Origin of the sequence: Amycolatopsis sp. NPDC004079 (assembly GCF_040610415.1) — a bacterium.
Taxonomy (GTDB): Bacteria; Actinomycetota; Actinomycetes; order Mycobacteriales; family Pseudonocardiaceae; genus Amycolatopsis; species Amycolatopsis halotolerans.
This window is the reverse complement of record NZ_JBEXMH010000045.1, coordinates 65,640-83,068: the sequence shown is the minus strand read 5'-3', so window position 1 is coordinate 83,068 and position 17,429 is coordinate 65,640. Positions and strand designations below refer to the sequence as shown.

Sequence of the window (17,429 nt, the reverse complement as noted above, 5' to 3'; positions counted from 1 at the left end):
GGCTCGTGCGGTAACTGACCGACGACGCCCCGGGCGAGGTCCGTGAGGGGAACCCTGAGGGACTCTGATTCCTTCAGGGTTCCCCTCACGGACCTCCGCATCGCGCACCAGGCCAGCCGCGCGGCGCGAGACCCCGGCGCGCTGCTGGGAACCTCAGTGAGATCCGCCGCCTGCTTCGGGAGGGATTCGCATGGTGCGAGCGTCGTTCACCGATTTCCCGGCTCGCCGATTCCGCAAGTCCAGGCGGGCACATCGCACCGTCGCTGACCCAAGAGCCGAGAGAACGCAACCGGTCCTGCCCGAGTGCGAAGCGAACAAAACCCCGCTCCCCCGCGCGCTCGTCGTGCTGCTCGGCGCGGCCTCCGCGACGGTCGTGCTCGCCGGGGTGCGAGCCATCGCCTGGCTCGTCGCGCCGGTGTTCCTCGCGCTGGTCGTGGTCATCACCCTCGATCCGGTACGAACCTGGTTGCGGGGCAAGGGATTGCCGCGCTGGCTGACCGTCACGGTGCTGGTTGTCGCCGTCTACGCGGTCCTGCTGGTTTTCTTCCTCGTCGTAGTGGTGTCTGTCGCGCAGTTGTCCGCGCTGGCCCCCAGCTACGCCGGGCGGGTCGACGAACTGCTGCACCATGGACTGGCCACGCTCGGGATCGGCGAAGCGCAGGTGCGCGGCATGCTTTCCTCCGTCGACACTGGAAAACTCGTCCAGCTGGCCGGCTCGCTGCTCGCGAGCGCGGGCAAGCTGGTCACGAATCTCGCGTTCCTCTTCAGCCTTTTGCTGTTCCTGAGCGCGGAAACGGCCTGGGCGGGGCAACGCCTCCGCCGCATCGCCCGCGACCGGCCGTGGATTTCCGCGGCATTGCGCGGGTTCGTCACGAGCACGCGGCGGTATCTGCTCGTGACGACGGTGTTCGGCGGCCTCGTGGCGGCGCTCGACACGGCCGCGCTGGCGCTGATCGGCGTTCCGGGTGCGATACTGTGGGGATTGCTTTCCTTTGTCACCAACTATATCCCCAACGTCGGGTTCGTGATCGGGGTGGCCCCGCCCGCGGTGATCGCGCTTCTCGACCACGGCTGGCGCGGCTTGACCATCGTGCTCGCCGTCTACCTCGTGCTGAATTTCGTGGTGCAGTCGCTGATCCAGCCCCGGTTCGTGGCGGGCTCGGTCGGACTGTCCACTGTGGTCACCGTGCTGGCGCTGGTGTTCTGGACCTGGCTGCTCGGCCCGCTCGGCGCGGTCCTCGCCGTGCCGGCCACGCTGCTGGCCAAGGCGCTGCTGGTGGACGTCGATCCGCGGGCCCGCTGGGCAGAGGCTCTGTTGTCGGCTCCGCGCCGCGACGACGGCTGACCGGCGTCAGGTCAGGCCGTGCCGCCGGGCGACGACCACGGCCGAGCGCCGGTTGTTCACGCCGAGCTTGCCGTAGATGGCACGCACGTGGGTTTTCACCGTGTTGACCGAGACGGTGAGGTCGGACGCGATCTCGTCCAGCGAACGCTGCGACGGCAAGCGCTGCAGTACCACCTGCTCCCGGTCGGTCAGGTCGCTGGGCGGAGCGTGCGGGACGAGCCTGCCGCGGACAGTCTGCGCGAAGCGGTCGAGCGAGCCGAAGCCGCCGGAGTGCCCGATCAGCAGGTCCCGGACCGGCGGCTCGGCGAGTGCGAACGGCCGCACCAGCCCGTTCGGCCGGGCGATCGCGAGAGCCTGGTCGAGGGCTTGGAGGGCTTTGGTCCGGCGGTGCGAGCGCAGGCCGAGCGCGGTTTCGGCCAGGCAGCGGTCGACCGGGGTGGCGGGCAGCAGCGCGATCGCCGACGCCGTTTCGCACAGCACGGCTTCGGCCGCACCGGTTTCGTCCGCGGCGAGGTGGGCGCGGATCCGCAGGACAGCCAGTTCGCCGCTGCCCGACAGCTGTTCCTGTGCCCAGGCAAGGACTTCCGTCGCGTGCAACGCTTCGCCGAGAGCGAGCGCGGCGTGTTGCTCGGCGACCGCGCACACCCCGACGAGTTCTCGGGGCAGGTCCAAACCCGCGAGCTGCCGACGCGCCGCGCGCATGAGTTGAGAACCCGCCGTCCGGCCCCCGTCGTCGAAACGTGCGACGCCTTCGAAGAACTCACGCAACGGCACCAGCAACGGCGCTGAACCAGGCACAGCGGTCGCCTGGGCCAGTTCCCGAGCCGCAGCAGCCGGTTCAGCGCGCATCAGTTCGTCGTAGGCCAGCAATAGGCGGCACTCGGCGACTCCCGGAGCGCGTTGCCACTCGTGTCGACGTGCGACCGCGAGCGCCCCGGTGCACGCTCGGCGCATCGTGGGGTGCTTCCCGCCGACAGCGCTGGCGACCGCCAGTGCGAGCCTGCTGTGCAGCACGAGGTGGTCCAGCCGCTCGCCGCTCGCCAGGCGCAACGCCTCCTGCGCCTGTGTGCCCGCGTGGCGGCGCGCGCCTCGGTGCAGCGAACGCCACGCGCGATCGAGATGGGACCAGGCGTCGAACGCCGGGTGCCGCGCTGCGGGAGGTTCTGCTCCGGCCAAGCGGTTTCCCTTGATCGCGGCCAGGTGCCGGACGGCGAGCGGCCACCAGTCGCCACCGCCCTCGTCGCCGAGGTCGGACTCCGCTTCGGCGAGCCGTCCGCCTTGGATGTTCTCGAGCGCGGACGCCAACCGCAGCGGCGGGTTCGCGGCGACCGTCGCGCTGCCGAGGAAATCGAGCGCGGCACGCACCGGTCCCCCGTCTCCGGCAAGCACCTGACGCACGGCTCGCTCCCGGGCCAGCACCAGGACGTACTCCCGGTCCTGTCCGGCGACCGCGTGCCCGAGCGCCTCCCCGAACCGTCCTTCGCCAGCGTGCCACCGCGCGGCGATCCCGTGCAGCCGCGACACCCGCGACGGGTCCCGCCGCGCCAGTTCGGCTTGCAGGAAGCCGCGCAGCAGCGGGAAGAACCGGTAGGTGTCGGCCGGTGTGCGCGTGACCAGGCCCCACGAGCGCTCGAGTTCGTCCAATCGCGCGCCCGCGTCTCGACGGCCGGACAAACGGACCGCGAGGGTCGCCGAGACCGCGTCACAGATGCTGAGGCACAGCAACAGATCCGTCGTGGCCGAGGGCAGGTGTGCGAGCACTTCGTCGGAGAAGAACCGCGCCACGGCACGATCGTCGCCGGTGACGGAGTCGACCGCGGCGTCCTCCGCCCCGCGCACCGAAACCGCCGTCCAGCCGAGCGCCGCGGCCCAGCCCGCGGTGCGTTCGGTGAGCTCCCGGACGCACTCGTCGTCCACCGAAGCTCCGGCGGCCCGCAGCAGGCTCCCCGTCTCCGCGGCGGTGAACCGGAGTTCGGCCGCGTCCACCCGGGACAGCACGTCTTCGAACTGCAGCCGGACCAGCCGCAGCGGCGGCTCGACCCGGGTGGACAGCACCAGGCGCAGCGCGGGCGGCAGGTGGCGGGCCAGTGCCGCGAGCGCTTCCAGCGGCTCCGGGCGGCGGATCTCCTGCAGGTCGTCCAGGATCAGCCGCACCGGCCCGTTCTGCCCGGCGAGCACGTCGTCGAGGTCGGCCAGGAACGCCCGCCGCCGCCCGGGCGGCGGCGGGCGCAACCGGTGCAGCGCGCTGTCCTCCGCGCAATCCCGCCGCAACGCGTCGAGAATCGCCCCCCACAGCCGGCTCTCGTCGTTGTCGTCCTCGTCGAGCGACACCCAGGCCACCGCGCGGCCGACCCCGGCCCAGGCGGCCAGCGCCGTGGTCTTGCCCGCCCCGGCCGGGGCCCGGACCACGGTGACCGGCCGCACGGCGGCGCGGTAGAACAGCACGTCCAGCCGGGGACGGGGGACGAAGATCCCCGGCAGGCGCGGCACCGCGACCTTCGCGCCGGGGACCGGCCGGGACCGGGGCGTCGTTCGAGCGGGCACGTCGGACCTCTCGGCTGTCGGGAGAGTGCGCCCCCGGCTCCCGCGGTCGACGGGCGGGGGCCACGACTGTACTGAGCACCGGGAACCGGGCCGCCGGGTCACCAGATTTCGGCGGCCGCCTCGTCGCCGTGCACGATGACGGCCCAGATCACCAGGACGTCGAGAGCGATCACGATCGCGCCCCAGAACGGGTACGCGGACAGGAAGGCCAATTGCGCCAACGCGTTGAAGCCGGCGAGCGCGACGGTGCAGACCCGGGCCCACTGCGCGCCGGTGAACAGCGCGATCCCGGTCAGCACCACGAGGACGCCGACGATCAGGTGGACCCAGCCCCAGCCGGTCAGGGAGAAGACGAGCAGGCCGGACGGGCCGACCGCGTAGTAGTGCCGGTCGACCAGCGCGACCAGGCCTTCCACCGCGGTGAAGAGTCCGGCGAGGACGGTGATCGTCCCGGCGAACCAGATCCAGCCGGCCCGGCGCGTCCGGGAGACGGCCCGCTCCGGCGGGAACGGCGGCCGGGCTCCGACGTTTCCGGCGGGCGGGTGCATGCGTTCGGTCATGGGTTCTCTTCCTCGTTCGTCGACGGGCTGCGGACCCGGGCGATCATGGTCGGCCCCCGCGCCGCCGGGCCTCGCCCGCGCCAGGTGAGATCAGGGGCTCGCGGCGTCCCGGGCTTTCACCCGGAGCGGGCGAAGCCGCGGCCGCCAGGACGGGAAACAGTGCGGCGGACCACCGATCCCGGAGCGAGGAGACGTCATGGCCACGTTGACCGTATGGAGGTTCCCGACCGTCGACGGCGCGGATAACGCACTGGATCTGCTTCAGCGGCTGCAGAAGCAGCAGCTGATCTCGATCACCGACGCGGCGCGCGTGAGCTGGCCCGAGGGCCGGAAGAAGCCGAAGACCAAGGAACTCGGCTCGCTGGCCGGGGCCGGCGCGCTGGGCGGGACGTTCTGGGGCCTGCTGTTCGGCCTGATCTTCCTCGTCCCGCTGCTGGGCGCGGCCGTCGGCGCGGCGATCGGCGCGCTGACCGGATCGCTGCGGCACGTCGGGATCGACGAGGAGTTCGTCGACACCGTCCGGACCCAGGTCACGCCCGGCACGTCGGCGCTGTTCGTCATGTCGGACAACGCGGTGCTGGACCGGGTCGCCGAGCCGTTCAAGGAAACCGGAGCCTCGCTGCTGACGACCAATCTGTCCGACGAGGAGGAAGCCCGGCTGCGCGCCGCTTTCGGGGAATCCCCGGAGCACGGGCAGCTCTAGCCCGCACGCGAACGGGCCCTCGCCGAACTGTTCGGCGAGGGCCCGCTCGCGTCCGTTCGGTCCATTGTGCTCGGCAGCACGGGCGAACGCCGTTGCGGCGCAAGCGAGACCGCGGCGGCGCCCCCGAACGTCGCCGCGGTCTCCCGCCGGAGGCGGACCGCACCTCCACCGCCACTCTGCGGGCGCACCCGCGTTCCGTCGTCACCCGCCTCGGATGACCTCGCTTCACCCCCGGCGGGCGACGCCGCCGTCCGGTCGCCGGGCCGAGGATCCGTGCCATGCCCTTCACCGACAAGGACACCACCGTGCGGATCGCCCGCGCCCGTGCCGCGCGCCTCACCGTGCCCGCCGCCCGCCACGCGGAGTTCCCGAGCACCGTCCTGCGCGCCGATCCCCTCGCCCTGCTGGCGCGCCAGGATTCCGGCCGGGTCCCGGAACTGCTGCCCCTGCGCTACACCCGGCTGGCCGCCTCGCCGCTCGCGTACTTCCGCGGCGCCGCGCTGCCCGCCGCGGCGGATCTCGCCGCCACGCCGCGGACCGGGTTCGCGGTCCAGGCCTGCGGAGACGCCCAGCTGGCCAATTTCGGCCTGTTCGCCGCGCAGGGCCGCAGGCTGGTCTTCGACTTCGCCGATTTCGACGAGACCCTGCGCGCGCCCTGGGAATGGGACGTCAAACGGCTCGCCACGAGCTTCGAGGTCACCGGCCGGGAGATCGGGCACCCCGCCGCGCAGCGCAGGCGCACGGTGCTGGCCGCGGTCGAGTCGTACCGGCTGGCCATGCACGACTTCGCGCGCCGCACCCCGCTCGAGATCTTCTTCGCCCCTCCGGACCCCAGGACGCTGCGCACGGTCGCGGCACATCGCCTCGGCCCCGCCGGTCGACGCGCCGCCGACCCGTTCCGGCACACCGAAATCCGCGACGGCGCGGTGAAACTCGCCGCCCGCGCGCCATGGGCGCTCGCGGCTGGCCGCATCGGCGGGGACAGCGATCCGGAGACACTCGCTGATCGCCTCTGCGCCGTGCTCAGGTGCTACCGGCGCACACTCGGCCCGGCGCGACGGGCCGTGCTGGACCGTTACCGGCTGGCCGACGCCGCGCGCACAGTGCCGGGCCCGAGCGGTTCCGGTGCCCGATGCTGGGTCGCCCTGCTCGTCCGGACGGACACCGGAGACCCGCTTCTCCTGCAGCTGAAGGAAGCCCGGCCGTCAGTGTTGCAAGAGTGCACCGGCGCCTCCACGCTGGACAGTCCCGGAAGGCGGGTGGTCACCGGGCAACGGCTGATCCAAGCAACGGGCGACGTCTTTCTCGGCTGGGCCCGCTCCCCCGGTTTCGACGGTCCGGCCCGCGACTTCCACGTCCGCGGGCTGCGCCACGACCGGAGTTGCGGCGACGTCGCGACGATGACCCCGGACGTCCTGCGGGCCAACGCCCGGCTGTGCGGGTGGACGGTGGCCAAGGCGCACGCGCGCACCGGCGACGCGCTCGCGATCGCCGCGTACCTCGGCTCCGGCTCGGGTTTCGCCGAGGCCGTCCGGGAATTCTCGATCGCCTGCGCCGACCAGAACGAACGCGACCACGCCGCGCTGCGGCGGGCGATCCGGCTCGGCCGCGTCGCGGCGGCCGGGTCGTGACGGACCGCCTCACCCGAGCGCGCGGTGCTCCGTCCGGGGGAGTTCGCGGACCCGATGGACGGATTCGACGTGCATCCCGAGCGATTCGAGCCGGCGCAGGATTCGCGGAAGGTCGCCGGGATCGGCGACGGTGCCGAACACAATCGTTTCCGGCGGAACGGGGACCACGAGCACGTCCCGGAAATCGGCCGCGCTTTCGGCGGCTCCTCCCGGAATGGCGCCACAGCCGCGGAAAACGTAATTCACGCGCGCTCGGATACCCGGGACCGCGGGCGCGCTCACCGGCGGCCCCCGTCCCGCCCGGACGCGTGCCACGCGAAGCCGACGACAGCCAGATCGAGCAGCACCACGAACGCCGACCAGCCGTGCGGCGGCAGGAAGACCAGCCGTGCGACCAGGTCCGCGGCGGCGCGGATGCCCGCCCGGATCCGGGCGGGCGAGACCAGCGAGGCGAGCGCCACGGTCAGCCCGAGCACCGCTGTCCCGGCGCTGACCGAGCCCGTCCGCACCAGGTCGAGCACCACGACCTCGCCCGGCCCGAGCCAGAAGAACTGCGTGCAGGCGAATCGCGGACGACCGCCCGGGGAATTCCCGCGTATTTTCACCCGCCCCACGATTCTGCCGCCGGACGCCGTTTTCCTCGCCCGCAGCGGATGAGCCGCTCTCGGCGCCTGGCAAAATCCGCCGGAATCGCCCGGAACCGACCGCGAAGGAGAATTGCGCATGCGCCGACGCCCCGACGTCTCGCTCCGAAGACAAGTGCCGAGAACCAAAGTCGCCGTTCCCGGCCCGCCCGCGGACCTCGTCTCGCGGCCGCGGCTGCTCGCTGTCCTCGACCGCGCGGCCGAGGCCGCCATCGTGTTCGTCGGGGCCCCCGCCGGGTTCGGCAAGACCGTGCTGCTGGCCGACTGGGCGCGCCGCCGGGGACGAGGGGCGGTCGCCTGGCTGTCCGCGGACGCCGACGACAACGACGACCGGCTTTTCTGGTCCGCGGTCCTCGAAGCGCTCAGCCGCAGCGGCCGGTTCCCGGACGGCGATCCGGTGCGGTTCCTGGCGGTGCCCGAGTCCCCGAGCACCGATCTCGCGTTCCTGGCCGAGCTAGCCGACGCGCTCGACGCGCTGAGCGAGCCCGTCGTGCTCGTGCTCGACAGCGCGCACGAGATCACCTCGCCCGAGCCGTGGCGCGGGTTGCGGACGCTGATGCGCCACCAGCCCGCGGGACTGTGCCTCGCGATTTCGAGCCGCCGGGAACCCCCGTTGCCGCTGGGCCGGGCGCGGCTCGCGGACCGGCTCGTCGAAATCGGGGCCGAGCCGCTGCGGTTCACCGCCGGGGAGGCGGAAACGCTGTTCGCCACGACGGACGCGGCGATCCCCCGGCACGAGGTCGCGCCGCTGGTCGACCGGACCGGGGGCTGGCCTGCCGGGCTGCGCCTCGCGGCGGCGTCCGCGGCCCGGCACGGCAGCCTGTGGGACTTCGACACCGGCCGCGACAGCGCCACGCTCGCCTACCTGACCGACGAGGTCCTCGCCCCGCTTTCGGCGGCGCAGCGGGAACTGCTGCGGACGATCAGCGTCTGCGACGACGTCCCGCCGGGGCTCGCTCCGGTGCTGTGCGGGCGGGCCGACGCGGAGGCGATGCTCCACGAGCTGAGCGGGCCGTCCGTCCGGGCGGTCGACTCCGGCGGCAGTCCGCCGCACCGCCGCGTCACGCCGTTGCTGCGTACCTACCTGCGGGCGGAACTGCAGCGGCGCGCTCCGGACCGCGCGCGGTCTCTGCACGCGACGGCTGCGCGCTGGTTCGCTGACCACGACCGGCCCGCGGCTGCCCTGCTGCACAGCGTCCACGCGGGCGATCCCGGCCAGGTCGGCGAACTGCTGCGCGCACACGCCGTTTCGCTGTTCCTCGCTGGCGAACACCAGGTCCTGCGCCTGGCGCTCGCCGCGGTGGAAGACCGGCGGGTCGCGGCCGATCCCCTGGCAGCGCTGATCTCGGCGGCGCTGAGTCTCGAGGCCGCCGAGACCTCAGCGGCCTGCCTCCAGCTCGCCTGGGCGGACGCCGCGTGGCCGGACCAGCCGACAGCGGAGCTGACCGTCCTGCGGCAACTGGCGCAGTCCCGGCTCGCCCAACTCGACCGCACCCCTGCGCATGCTGAGCGCGCGGCGGAGCAGATCGACGAAGGACTCGCCACCGCGTTAGCCGGCCTCGCGGCCGCGCACCGGGCCGGTGCACTCGCAATTCGCGGCGAGCGCGAAGAAGCCCGGCGATCCCTGGAGAACCTCCTCGCCGCGGCGGAAGAACGCGGGCAGGAGTTCACGGTCGCGCATTGCCTCGCCGCGCTCGCCGAAATCGCCTGCCAGGACGGCGATTACCCGGCGATGGACCGGCTCGCCCGCCGGGCCGGGACCGCGCAGCCGCACCAGGATTCGCCGCAGTCGTTCCAGCGCGCGCAAGCAGCGGCCCTGCTGGCGTACGGAGCGCTGGTGCGCGGCGAGCCCGCTGATTGCGTCACGCACGCGAAACGGGTCGGGCAGTTGCTCGGCGACGCGCCCGCGCGGGCGGCCCGCAGCCTGCGGCTGTTCGCGGAAACCCTGCGCGGCGCGGCCGAATTCGAACTCGGCGGCTGGCACTCCGGGCTGCGGCGGATGCGCCGGGCCCGCCGCCGTCTCGGAACCAGCCGGTCCTGCCCGGCCCAGCACGCGGTCCTGTGCGCCGTCCTCGAACACCGCGCGGCGCTGCGGCTGGGCGCGGCAGGCCAGGCGAAGGAAGCCGTTCGCTGGGCTGCGCCCGCGCTCGCCGGTTCGGGCGAGGAACTGCTCGTGCGCGCCCGGACCCAGCTGCGGCTCGGCCGGCACCACGGGGCGAGTTCCGTGCTGCGTTCCCTGGCGGAGGACGAAGCGCCCATGACGCTCCCGTGGGCGGCGGTCGAGGCGACGCTGGTCGGGGTGCAGGCCGCGCTGGCCGCCGGGGCGCCGGAGCGGGCGGCCAGGCTGCTCGACGACGCCCTGCGCGCGGCCGAACCCGCCGGGATCCGGTTCCCGTTCGTCTTCGCCCCGCCCGATCTCATCGGGTTCCTGACCAGCCGGCTCGGCGCGCTGGGCGGCGGCGAACGGTTCGCCGGGGAAATCCTCGCGGTGCGGCGCGGGTTGCGCACCCCGCCGATGCCGGAGCCGCTGACCGAACGCGAGCGCAGCGTCCTGCGCCTGCTGCCGACCCAGCGGTCGATCGACGAGATCGCCGAAGACCTGACCGTCTCGCCCAACACCGTCAAGACCCACGTCCGCGGGATCTACGCGAAGCTCGCCGTCCGCAGCCGCCGGGAAGCGGTCGCGATCGCGCAGGAACGCGGGCTGCTCGACGCCGAGGTCCCCGACTTCGCCGGATAGCGCCCGCCCCACCCGCGGCGGGCGAGGCGGGCGCGTCCGCGATCCGGTCGGGTGGGCGGGCAACGGGCCCGTCCGGCCCCCGAACGACGGCGAGGAGAAGTCATGACCCTGGCGAGCGCGGAGTACCCGTTCTTGAACGTGATGGCGACGATGCTGGTGTTCTTCTGCTGGGTCGCCTGGTTCGGCCTGCTGTTCGTGGCCATCGGCGACCTCTACCGCCGCTCCGACGCCTCCGGCTGGGCCAAAGCGGGCTGGACCCTGCTGATGCTCGTGCTGCCGGTCGTCGGCGTCCTGCTCTACCTCGGCATCGAGGGCCGGCGCCTGCACGACCGGCGGCGGGCACGGGAAGCAGCCGCGGAACGGCGCTTCGCCGGCTATGTGCGTTCAGTGTCCACATCGGACACTACGAGCGCGGCCCAGATCGCCGAAGCCCGGCGGCTGCTGGACGACGGCGTCATCAACGACACGGAGTACCAGACCCTGATGCGGAAGGCGCTCGCGCCGTGACCGCGGCGCGGCGGTGGCGGTTCGTCCAGCTCGCGGTGCTCCGTCCGCTGCTCACGGTCACCGCGCTGGTCTGCCTCTATTACCTGCTCCCGGTCGGCCAGCCGCTGCGGCCCTGGACCTTGGCCGTGCTGGTCGCCGGGCTCGCGCTCGTGGTGCTGCTGGTCGTCGGCGAGGTGCGGATGATCCTGCGCTCGCCGTTCCCGGCCGGACAGGGCGTCCAGGCGCTGGCTCTCGTGGTCCCGTTGTTCCTGCTGCTGTTCGCCGACGGCTACTACGTGCTCGGCCACGACCGTCCCGGTTCCTTCGCCACCGGCCTGACGCGCACGGACGCGCTGTACTTCACGGTCACGGTGTTCAGCTCGGTCGGATTCGGCGACATCGCCCCGGTTTCCGCGACAGCCCGGGTGCTCGTGACCCTCCAGATGGTCGCCGATCTGGTCGTGCTCGGCGTGGTGCTGCGGGTGATCGTGGCCGCGGTGCGGCGCCGCCGACCGGCCCCGCTACTTCGGCGCGGGCAGGAACAGAGCGGCGACGAGCCCGGCCACCGCCGCGACGGCCAAGGTCGCGAGGGCGAGCGCGAAAGACCGGTCCCCGAGGTGCGGAGTCCCGGCCAGAACGGAACCGGCCAGCGCGGTCCCGACCGACGAGCCGAGGTTGGACACGCTGCGCGACACCCCGGAAATGTCGCCCTGGGCCGAATCCGGGAAGCGGGACTGCACCAGGTTCGCCGACGCCGTGAGCATGATGCCGACACCGGCGCCGAGCAGGAACAGCCCGGGCGCCGCGCTCGCCACTCCCGAGTCGGCGCGCACCAGCACAAGCACGAGGACCAATCCGGCGACGGCGAGGACGAAGCCGACGCGGATCAGCCACCGCTGGGAGTGCCGCCGCGCCATCCGGCCCGCGGCGGCCGAAGCGGCGAGGATGCCGATCGTCGCGGGTGTCAGCATCAACCCGGTTTCGATCGCGTCGCAGCCGCGGACCTCCTGCAGGAAGACGGCCACCACGAAGAACGAGCCCTGCAGAACAAGCCATTGCACGTGCTGGGTCGCCAAGCCGAGACCGGTGATCCGGTCGCGGAAAAGCCCTGACGGCACCAACGGATCCCGTCCGGCCCGTTCGCGCGCGCGGACGTGGACGAAGAACAGGACCAAGAGCACCGCGCCGATTCCGGCGAACAGCCACACCGGCGAGACGCTTCCCGCCGGAATCAGCACGACTCCGGCGACGGCGAAGTCCGCCCGGGAAACGAACCAGCCATACGAACCCGATTGCAGGACACCGAAAACGACGAAGAACAGACCGGCCGCCGAAAGGAGCGCACCGCCCGCGTCGAACCGCTTCTCGCGGGGCGGCGCGGGCGGTTCGGCGACACGCAGGGCCAGCAGGACAATGAGTCCGACCAGCAGCACCTGCAGCAGGAACGACGCGCGCCAGCCGAGCCACGTCGTGACCAGGCCGCCGAGCAGCGGGCCGGCCGCCGCACCGAGAGCGCCCGCCCCGCTCACCACGCCCAGCGCCCGCGCGCGGGCCGCCAGGTCCGGGCTGGTCACGGTGACCAGGATGTAGATCGGCGGGATCATCAGCGCCGAACCGATCCCTTCCAGCAGCGAGTAGCCGACGATCAGCATCCCCGGCCCGTGCGCGAGCGAAGCCAGCAGCGCGCCGGCGCCGTAAACGCCGAGCCCGGCCAGGAAACACCGCTTGCGGCCCAGCAGATCGCTCAGCTTGCTGCCCGGCACCATCAGCGACGCCATCGTCAGCGTGAACACCGTGATCGCCGTCTGCACGCCGAGCACGGTGGTGCCGAGATCCGCGGCGACGGCGCTGACCGCGACGGTCATGGTGGTGGCCGCGTAGCTCGCGACGAACTGGGCGAGGGCCAGGGGCAGCACGATCATCGGCGGGCCTTCCTGCTCGGGTGCCGCACACGGTGGCGCGGCGGCGGCCGGGCCACCTCACCCCGCGCGGATGAGGCGGTCCCGGCCCGCTCCGGCGACGGTGCGGACGAGGAAACCGTTGCCCTGAGGGAGAAACCCATGACCGAGACCACGATCGCCGAGCACGCGCTGATCGGCGACCTGCAGACCGCCGCGCTGGTGACCACCGACGGGTCGATCGACTGGTTCTGCGCGCCGCGGTTCGATTCGGCGTCGGTCTTCGGCGCCCTGCTCGACGACGAGCGCGGCGGCCGGTTCCGCGTCCGCCCGGCGGGCGCCTGCGCGAGTTCGCAGATGTACCACCCGGACACCGCCGTGCTGATCACCCGGTTCTCCGGGCCGGACGGGATCGGCGAGGTCGTCGACTTCATGCCGCCGTGCGGCGATGCCCCCGCCAAACGGCACCGGATCGCCCGGCTCGTGCGCTGCGTCCGCGGCCGGATGACCTTCGACGTGCTGGTCGCGCCCCGCTTCGACTACGGCCGCCGTCCGCACCGGGCGATGCTGGTCAAGAACGGGGCCGTGTTCACCGCGCCGGGAATGTCATTGGTGCTGCACGCGGTTCGCGAGCCGGGCGACGAGCAGCTCGCCGAGGCGCGCGTCGAAGGCGAGGACGTGCATCTGCGGATCGCTCTCGACGCGGGCCAGGTCCGCGGCGTCGTGCTCGAGACCGGAGCCGACGCGCCGCCGCGAGAGATCGGCGTCGCCGAGTTCACCGCGCTCTTCGAGTCCACAGTGGACTGGTGGCGCACCTGGCTCGCCCGCTCGTCCTATCGCGGCCGCTGGCGGGAAATCGTGGACCGTTCGGCGATCACGCTCAAACTGCTCACCTACGCCCCGACCGGCGGGCTGGTCGCCGCGCCCACCCTCGGGCTGCCCGAGCAGATCGGCGGCGAACGCAACTGGGACTACCGCTACACCTGGGTCCGCGACGCGTCGTTCTCGGTGTCGGCGTTGCTGGCGCTCGGATTCGCCGAGGAGGCGGCCCGGTTCGGGAACTGGCTCGGCGACCGCATCCGCGAGGGCGACGGCGGGGCCAGCGGACCGCTCGCCGTCCTGTACCGGGTGGACGGCACGTCGGACCTGCGAGAGGAACGCCTCGCGCACTGGTCCGGGCACCGCGGGTCGAGCCCGGTCCGGATCGGCAACGCCGCGTCCGGGCAGCTGCAACTCGACATCTACGGCGAAGCCCTCGACAGCGTCTTCGCCGCCGACCGCGCGGGATTCGAACTGCCGCACCAAGGCTGGACCGCACTCCGCGCCGCGCTCGACTGGCTCGGCGACCACTGGGACCAGCCGGAGGAAGGCATCTGGGAAACCCGCGGCGGCCGGAAACGCTTCACCTACGGCCGCCTGATGAGCTGGGTCGCCTTCGACCGCGCCATCCGGCTGGCCGACACGCACGGCCGCCCCGCCCCGGTCGAGGACTGGACCTGGCAGCGCGACAGCATCCACAGCCAGATCCTCAGCCGCAGCTGGCACCGCACGCGCAACGCCTTCGTCCAGCACGACACCGGCGACGAACTGGACGCGGCCCTGCTTCGCATGCCCCGCACCGGTTTCCTCCCGGCCAAGGACCCGCTGTGGCTCTCGACGCTCGACGCGATCAAGGCCGATCTGGTCACCGACAGCCTGGTCTACCGCTACGACCCGGTCTCCTCCCCGGACGGGCTCGCCGGCGGCGAGGGCACGTTTTCGTTGTGCAGCTTCGATTACGTCGACGCGCTGACCCGCGCCGGACGCTTGGAAGAGGCCCGCACAGCGTTCGAGAAGATGCTCACCTACGCCAACCACGTCGGCCTGTACGCCGAGGAAATCGCCCCGACCGGCGAGCAACTCGGCAACTTCCCGCAGGCCTTCACGCACCTGGCGCTGATCGACGCCGCGGTCACCCTCGACGCCGCACTCGACCGATGAGCCGGTCTCGCCCGTCGCGGGTGACCCGGCCGGGCCCGCCGCGGACCACGCTGAGGCACCCGTCGAAGCGAGCGCTGGGAGGCCCCAAGCGATGACCGCCAACGCATCCGACCCGCCCGGCACTCCCCCGCCGTCCGGCGGCAGCGGCGGACACGCCCGGCCGCCCGCCGCCGCGTGGATCTCCTGGGTCGCGCTCGCACTCATGACCACCAGCTCCGTCGCGAGCCTCCGCCCGTCGCCGACCATGGCGGTCTACGGTCTCGCGGCCGTCTTCCTCTACGTCGTCCCGGCGATCGTGTTCCTGCTGCCGACGTCGCTGGTTTCGGCCGAACTGGCGTCGGGCTGGTCCGGCGGCGTCTACAACTGGGTCGCGCTCGGCATCTCGAAACCGGCGGGATTCCTCGCGGTCTGGTGCCAGTTCGCGATGACGATCTTCTACTACCCCAGCCTGCTCGGCTACGTCGCGAGCACGCTCGCGTACGTGGTCGATCCGGGCCTCGCGAACAACGGCTGGTGGACGGCCGCGGTCATCGTCGTCGCGTACTGGTCCGGAGTCTGGGTCTCCTCCCGGGGCACGAAGGGCGTCGCCGGGCTCGCGGGCGGCGGGCTCGTGCTCGGCACCCTGATTCCCGGCGCGCTGCTGGTGGTTCTCGGGATCGTGTTCCTCGGGCAAGGCCATCCGTCCGCCGCGCCGATGTCCGCGGACCATCTGCTGCCCGCGTGGGCCGGGCTGGCCAGCCTCGTGCTGATCGTGAACAACTTCCTCTCGTACTCGGGCATGGAGATGAACGCGGTGCACGTGTCGTCGCTTCGCAAGCCCGCCAAGGAGTTCCCGCGCTCGATGTTCCTGGCGATGGGCTTGGTGCTGCTCGTCTTCGTGCTTCCCGCGCTGGCGATCAGCTGGATCGTCCCGGCCGGGGAGCTGTCGCTGACCGCCGGGGTGATGCAGGCCTTCGACGCGGTCTTCGCCGCCTTCGGGATCCAATGGCTCACCCCGGCGATCGGCGTCCTGCTCGTCCTGGCGTCGCTCGGCGGAATGCTCACCTGGCTGGCCGGACCGTCGAAAGGCCTGCTGCTGATCTCCCGCCAGGAGGGCTACCTGCCGCCGTTCCTGCAGCGGCTGAACGGCCGGGGCGTGCAGCGGAACATCCTCGTCGCCCAGGGCGCGGTCACCACGGTGATCGCCCTGCTCTACGCGTTCATCCCGGACGTCTCCAGCGCGTACTGGATCTTCTCGGTGATCACCACCCAGGTGTACCTGATCATGTACCTGCTGATGTTCGTCGCGGCCGTGCGGCTGCGGCGCAAGCACCCCGACCGTCCGCGCGGGTTCCGCGCGCCGATGCTGCTCGGCCTGTGCGGCGTCGGGTTCTGCGCGTCGCTGGCCGCGCTGCTGGTCGGGTTCGTCCCGCCGGCGCAATTCGGCTCCGGCAACCCGTGGATGTACGTCGGCATCGTCGCCGGCGGCGCGCTCGGTCTCGGTCTGCTGGTGCCTTTCCTGTTCTACCGCTCGCGCAAACCGTCGTGGCGGCAACCGGAAGGGAGCGAGTCATGAACGCGACAGAACTTCGGCACCGGATCGCCGGGCTCATGCCGCGGGCGCGCGACGAACTCGCGCACCTCGTGGCGATGCGGTCGGTCGCGGACCCGCGCCAGTTCCCGCCGGAGGAATGCCGCCGGGCCGCGGAATGGGTAGCCGAGGCCTTCGCCGGAACGGGATTCGACACCATCCTCGCCGACACCCCGGACGGCAGCCAGGCCGTCGTCGGTTCTCGTCCGTGCGCCCGGGAAGACGCCCCGACCGTGCTGCTCTACGCGCACTACGACGTCCAGCCTCCGTTGCGGGAGGGCGCGTGGCGGACGCCGCCGTTCGAACTGACCGAAGTGGACGGTCGCTGGCACGGCCGGGGCGCGGCCGACTGCAAAGGCAACATCCTCATGCACCTGACCGCGTTGCGCGCGCTCGGCGACGACGTGCCGGTCCACCTGAAACTCGTCGTGGAAGGCTCCGAGGAGCAGGGCACGGGCGGGCTGGAGGCGTTCGTGCCCGGCAACGCCGACCTCTTGCGAGCCGACGCGATCCTGGTGGCCGACACCGGAAACGCGGCGGTCGGGCAACCCGCCGTCACGGTCAGCCTCCGCGGCATGGTCGACGTCGTCGTCTCCGTCGAAGCCCTGCCGTCCGAACTGCACTCCGGCATGTTCGGCGGTCCCGCCCCCGACGCGCTGGCCGCGCTGGTGTCGATGCTCGCGACGCTGCGCGACGACAACGGCAACACGACGATCCGCAGCCTGCCCAACGACGGCCGCTGGTCCGGAGCCGCCTACCCGGCGGCACGCTTCAGGACCGACGCCGGCCTTTCCCTCGACGCGGTCCTGCTCGGCGACGCCGAAGTCGCGGACACCTTGTGGGCGCGCTCGACGCTGACGGTGCTCGGCATCGACTGCCCGCCGGTCATCGGGTCGACCGCGGCCATCGTCCCGCGCGCCCGCGCCCGGCTGAACTTGCGCATCCCGCCCGGCATCGACCCGTACGACGCGGCCCGCGCCCTGATCGGGCACCTGACGTCCGCCGCCCCTTGGGACGTGGAGGTCTCGGCCGACGTCGCGGGGATCGGCCACCCGTTCCGCGCCTCGACCGACGGCCCCGCCTACCGGACGCTGGCCGAAGCCATGCAAACGGCTTACGGCCGCCCGATGCGCCAGCTCGGCCAAGGCGGTTCGATCCCGTTGTGCACCGTCCTCGCCGAAACGTACCCGGACGCGGAGATCCTGCTCCTGGGCGTCGAGGAACCGCAGTCGCTCATCCACGCGCCCAACGAAAGCGTCGCGCCGCAAGAGATCGCGGACATGGCACTGGCCGAGGCATTGTTCCTGCGCGGCTACGGCTCCCGCTGA

The 17,429-nt window shown here is 72.5% G+C and carries 13 protein-coding genes and 1 pseudogene; 9 read left to right on the top strand and 5 right to left on the bottom strand.

Annotation, left to right across the window (positions count from 1 at the left end):
- Window positions 1–190 precede the first annotated feature (190 nt).
- Window positions 191–1,345 carry an AI-2E family transporter gene (locus tag ABZX37_RS34415; protein ID WP_354746733.1) on the top strand — a complete coding sequence of 385 codons (1,155 nt, stop codon included), beginning with the start codon at window positions 191–193 and terminating at the stop codon, window positions 1,343–1,345.
- 6 nt (window positions 1,346–1,351) lie between these two features.
- On the opposite strand, the gene ABZX37_RS34410 is transcribed toward ABZX37_RS34415, so the two are convergent.
- Both ABZX37_RS34410 and ABZX37_RS34405 read right to left on the bottom strand, forming a co-directional pair.
- Entirely contained in the window at window positions 1,352–3,889 is a 2,538-nt protein-coding gene (locus tag ABZX37_RS34410) for a LuxR C-terminal-related transcriptional regulator (protein WP_354746732.1), read from the bottom strand.
- 98 nt (window positions 3,890–3,987) lie between these two features.
- Entirely contained in the window at window positions 3,988–4,449 is a 462-nt protein-coding gene (locus ABZX37_RS34405) for a hypothetical protein (RefSeq protein WP_354746730.1), read from the bottom strand.
- Between the two features lie 196 nt (window positions 4,450–4,645).
- On the opposite strand from ABZX37_RS34405, the gene ABZX37_RS34400 reads away from it, so the two are divergent.
- Together ABZX37_RS34400 and ABZX37_RS34395 are read left to right on the top strand one after the other, a co-directional pair.
- Window positions 4,646–5,152, top strand: a complete 507-nt coding sequence (locus ABZX37_RS34400; protein ID WP_354746728.1) for a DUF1269 domain-containing protein — start codon at window positions 4,646–4,648, stop codon at window positions 5,150–5,152.
- 278 nt (window positions 5,153–5,430) lie between these two features.
- A complete protein-coding gene (locus tag ABZX37_RS34395; RefSeq protein WP_354746727.1) occupies window positions 5,431–6,783 on the top strand; it encodes a DUF2252 family protein in 1,353 nt (450 codons plus the stop codon).
- A 9-nt stretch (window positions 6,784–6,792) separates the two neighbouring features.
- On the opposite strand, the gene ABZX37_RS34390 is transcribed toward ABZX37_RS34395, so the two are convergent.
- A complete protein-coding gene (locus ABZX37_RS34390; RefSeq protein WP_354746725.1) occupies window positions 6,793–7,029 on the bottom strand; it encodes a hypothetical protein in 237 nt (78 codons plus the stop codon).
- A gap of 32 nt (window positions 7,030–7,061) precedes the next feature.
- Window positions 7,062–7,388, bottom strand: coding sequence for a hypothetical protein (locus tag ABZX37_RS34385; RefSeq protein WP_354746723.1), 327 nt, complete (start codon window positions 7,386–7,388; stop codon window positions 7,062–7,064).
- A 118-nt stretch (window positions 7,389–7,506) separates the two neighbouring features.
- Here ABZX37_RS34385 and ABZX37_RS34380 point away from each other — a divergent pair, with 118 nt between their 5' ends.
- The 3 genes and pseudogenes from ABZX37_RS34380 to ABZX37_RS34370 all read left to right on the top strand — a co-directional run.
- Window positions 7,507–10,167 carry a LuxR C-terminal-related transcriptional regulator gene (locus ABZX37_RS34380; protein WP_354746721.1) on the top strand — a complete coding sequence of 887 codons (2,661 nt, stop codon included), beginning with the start codon at window positions 7,507–7,509 and terminating at the stop codon, window positions 10,165–10,167.
- 102 nt (window positions 10,168–10,269) lie between these two features.
- Window positions 10,270–10,674, top strand: coding sequence for a PLDc N-terminal domain-containing protein (locus ABZX37_RS34375; RefSeq protein WP_354746719.1), 405 nt, complete (start codon window positions 10,270–10,272; stop codon window positions 10,672–10,674).
- A gap of 179 nt (window positions 10,675–10,853) precedes the next feature.
- Window positions 10,854–11,096, top strand: a pseudogene (locus ABZX37_RS34370) (potassium channel family protein); the annotation flags it as partial.
- Between the two features lie 78 nt (window positions 11,097–11,174).
- Here the strand turns inward: ABZX37_RS34370 and ABZX37_RS34365 are convergent.
- A complete protein-coding gene (locus tag ABZX37_RS34365) occupies window positions 11,175–12,575 on the bottom strand; it encodes an MFS transporter (protein ID WP_354746718.1) in 1,401 nt (466 codons plus the stop codon).
- A gap of 138 nt (window positions 12,576–12,713) precedes the next feature.
- On the opposite strand from ABZX37_RS34365, the gene ABZX37_RS34360 reads away from it, so the two are divergent.
- The 3 genes from ABZX37_RS34360 (at window position 12,714) to ABZX37_RS34350 (ending at window position 17,429) form a co-directional block, all read left to right on the top strand.
- The gene (locus ABZX37_RS34360; RefSeq protein ID WP_354746716.1) at window positions 12,714–14,531 is read left to right on the top strand and encodes a glycoside hydrolase family 15 protein; all 1,818 of its coding nucleotides are present in this window, start codon (window positions 12,714–12,716) and stop codon (window positions 14,529–14,531) included.
- Window positions 14,532–14,622: 91 nt separating this feature from the next.
- Window positions 14,623–16,086, top strand: a complete 1,464-nt coding sequence (locus tag ABZX37_RS34355) for an APC family permease (RefSeq protein ID WP_354746714.1) — start codon at window positions 14,623–14,625, stop codon at window positions 16,084–16,086.
- The gene (locus ABZX37_RS34350) at window positions 16,083–17,429 is read left to right on the top strand and encodes a dipeptidase (protein ID WP_354746712.1); all 1,347 of its coding nucleotides are present in this window, start codon (window positions 16,083–16,085) and stop codon (window positions 17,427–17,429) included. The genes ABZX37_RS34355 and ABZX37_RS34350 overlap by 4 nt, the downstream gene beginning before the upstream one ends.

Coding starts and splice junctions, on each gene's coding strand:
- ABZX37_RS34405 (WP_354746730.1), bottom strand. CDS start 4,449: ATGACCGAACGCATGCACCCGCCCGCCGGAAACGTCGGAGCCCGGCCG.
- ABZX37_RS34355 (WP_354746714.1), top strand. CDS start 14,623: ATGACCGCCAACGCATCCGACCCGCCCGGCACTCCCCCGCCGTCCGGC.
- ABZX37_RS34380 (WP_354746721.1), top strand. CDS start 7,507: ATGCGCCGACGCCCCGACGTCTCGCTCCGAAGACAAGTGCCGAGAACC.
- ABZX37_RS34400 (WP_354746728.1), top strand. CDS start 4,646: ATGGCCACGTTGACCGTATGGAGGTTCCCGACCGTCGACGGCGCGGAT.
- ABZX37_RS34375 (WP_354746719.1), top strand. CDS start 10,270: ATGACCCTGGCGAGCGCGGAGTACCCGTTCTTGAACGTGATGGCGACG.
- ABZX37_RS34365 (WP_354746718.1), bottom strand. CDS start 12,575: ATGATCGTGCTGCCCCTGGCCCTCGCCCAGTTCGTCGCGAGCTACGCG.
- ABZX37_RS34415 (WP_354746733.1), top strand. CDS start 191: ATGGTGCGAGCGTCGTTCACCGATTTCCCGGCTCGCCGATTCCGCAAG.
- ABZX37_RS34395 (WP_354746727.1), top strand. CDS start 5,431: ATGCCCTTCACCGACAAGGACACCACCGTGCGGATCGCCCGCGCCCGT.
- ABZX37_RS34350 (WP_354746712.1), top strand. CDS start 16,083: ATGAACGCGACAGAACTTCGGCACCGGATCGCCGGGCTCATGCCGCGG.
- ABZX37_RS34360 (WP_354746716.1), top strand. CDS start 12,714: ATGACCGAGACCACGATCGCCGAGCACGCGCTGATCGGCGACCTGCAG.